At 70.2% G+C, this 1,888-nt stretch carries 2 protein-coding genes and 1 pseudogene; all 3 read left to right on the top strand.

What is annotated here, in order from left to right; all coding sequences use genetic code 11:
• Window positions 1-124 precede the first annotated feature (124 nt).
• The gene (locus TN53_RS47635) at window positions 125-265 is read left to right on the top strand and encodes a hypothetical protein (RefSeq protein ID WP_159038256.1); all 141 of its coding nucleotides are present in this window, start codon (window positions 125-127) and stop codon (window positions 263-265) included.
• 3 nt (window positions 266-268) lie between these two features.
• Window positions 269-691, top strand: a complete 423-nt coding sequence (locus TN53_RS40400) for a hypothetical protein (protein WP_046263857.1) — start codon at window positions 269-271, stop codon at window positions 689-691.
• 284 nt (window positions 692-975) lie between these two features.
• Window positions 976-1,888: pseudogene (locus TN53_RS40395) on the top strand (hypothetical protein); the annotation flags it as partial.

The raw sequence follows: 1,888 nt of genomic DNA, 5'->3' as shown, positions 1-1,888 counted from the left end.
TGAGGCAGCGGCCGCTGCGCGACGAGTTCCAGGAAGAGCTGCCGCCCCCCGCGTTCAGGGTGACGTGCGGGCTCGGCCCCCCTCGACGGGTGCGGATCTGCATGTGCGGGCGAGGTGATCACAAGTGACCGAAGGTGCCGAGGCGGCATCGCGGCCCTCCCAGCCCGTCAGTCTGTGGGAGGACGAGGTCCCCTCCACGGACAACAGCTTCCTGCGCATCGGGCCCGCGATCTCGATAGCCCACACTCACGAGGAGAACGAGTAACCGTTGGACACGCTCTCGGAGGACGAGTCGCCCTCCAACGAGGCCACCTTCATCGTTCGGGCCCCCGGCGCTCCCGCCGTCGCGGACGCAGGCTCGCCGCCGGAGCTGTCCGAGGACCAGCCCCCCGGCATCGCCCAGCCGGAGTTCGTCGAGGACGAACTACCGGCGCCCGGCTCCCGGGCCGCTGTACGCGAGGGCAAGCCGAAGAAGATCATTGACGAGACTCGCCGGACCCTTGCGGTCGGCATGCTGTGGCTCGTCTCCGTGATCGCGGTGATGCCCACAGCCGCCCTGGTCCTGAACCACTGGACCCACTTCAGCACCGAGGCCTACCGCGAACTGAGCCTGGTGTTCACCCCGGTCGTCGCACTCGCGAGTGCCGCCTTCGGCTTCTTCTTCGCCAGCGACGAGCGACACCGCTCCTAGCCGGCTCGTACGCGTCGAGCGCGACGCCCACTCCCACGACCGTCGGCCGCGCTCGGCTCGACCGCCCGGGAGCCGACTCCTACGCACGACTGGCCTGTTTCCGGCACCCCCGCGCGACGTCGTCTCAGTCCCGTCTTGAGTCGTGTTCAAGCGTGTCCAGCGATTCTCGAAGCACGGCTCGGTGGGACGGGGCACGGGAAGGGGCCCCCGGAATCGGGCGCACGCACCGTGGGATGTCCTGAATTCGGCGCTATGCGGCGCCGGGCGGCTGTACGGGGGAACGTATGTCAACGGATCTGTGGACGTACCGACCGGCGGCCGAAATGGTGGGCCGGGAGTTCGATCTGATCGGCGTTCAGGGCAGGCTCGAGGATCCGTCTGTTCGGCTGATCACCTTGACCGGGCCCGGTGGGGTGGGCAAGAGCCGGCTGGCGGCCGAGGCCGCGGCCGGGGTCGCGGAGCTGTTCCCGGGTGGGATCCACAGTGTCGATCTGCCGGCCTGTCTGGACCTGGAGTCGATGCTCGAGAGCATCGACAAGACCGTACGGGACATCACGGAACGCACGTTGCTGCTGCTCGACGGGGTCGAGCACGTCGCGGGCGAGCTCGCGGTGGCGCTCGCACGGCATCTCGCCGACACACCGCTGCTCACCGTCCTCGCCACCGGGCAGGAGATCTTGCGGATCTACGGCGAGTGCGTCCTGCCGGTGCCCCCGCTGCCGCCTCCGGGAGAACTCCTCGAAGCCGATGTCGCCGACGTCCAGGCCAATCCGGCCGTCCAGCTCCTCGTCCGCTGCGGCCGCCGGGCCAACCCCGCCTTCGCGCTCACACCCGAGAACGTCGGGGCCGTCGTCGACGTCTGCAACCTGCTCGAGGGCATCCCGCTGCTCCTGGGGCTCACCGCGCGCCGACTGCGGCTGTATCCGCCGCAGGAACTGCTCGGCTGGCTGCGGCGGGGCGGCGACAGTCATCTGCCGGGACCCGTCGACGTACCGGCGCGGCAGCGCTCCACCCTCGCGATCGCCGAGTGGAGCTGCCGCGGCCTGAGCGGGCCGCAGCGGTCACTGCTGGCCCAACTCGCCCTGTTCCAGGGGGGTGTCACCCTCCCCACCGCCGAGAAGGTGTCGCCACTGGGGGCGGCGGAGACCGCCGTCGCCCTGGAGACCATGCTCGACCTCGGACTGCTCACCCTCCAGG

The sequence above is a fragment of the Streptomyces sp. WM6386 genome, assembly GCF_000972385.1.
In the GTDB taxonomy this organism is placed as follows: Bacteria; Actinomycetota; Actinomycetes; order Streptomycetales; family Streptomycetaceae; genus Streptomyces.
The sequence above is the reverse complement of the archived record's forward strand: the minus strand, read 5'-3'. Positions and strand labels throughout refer to the sequence as shown.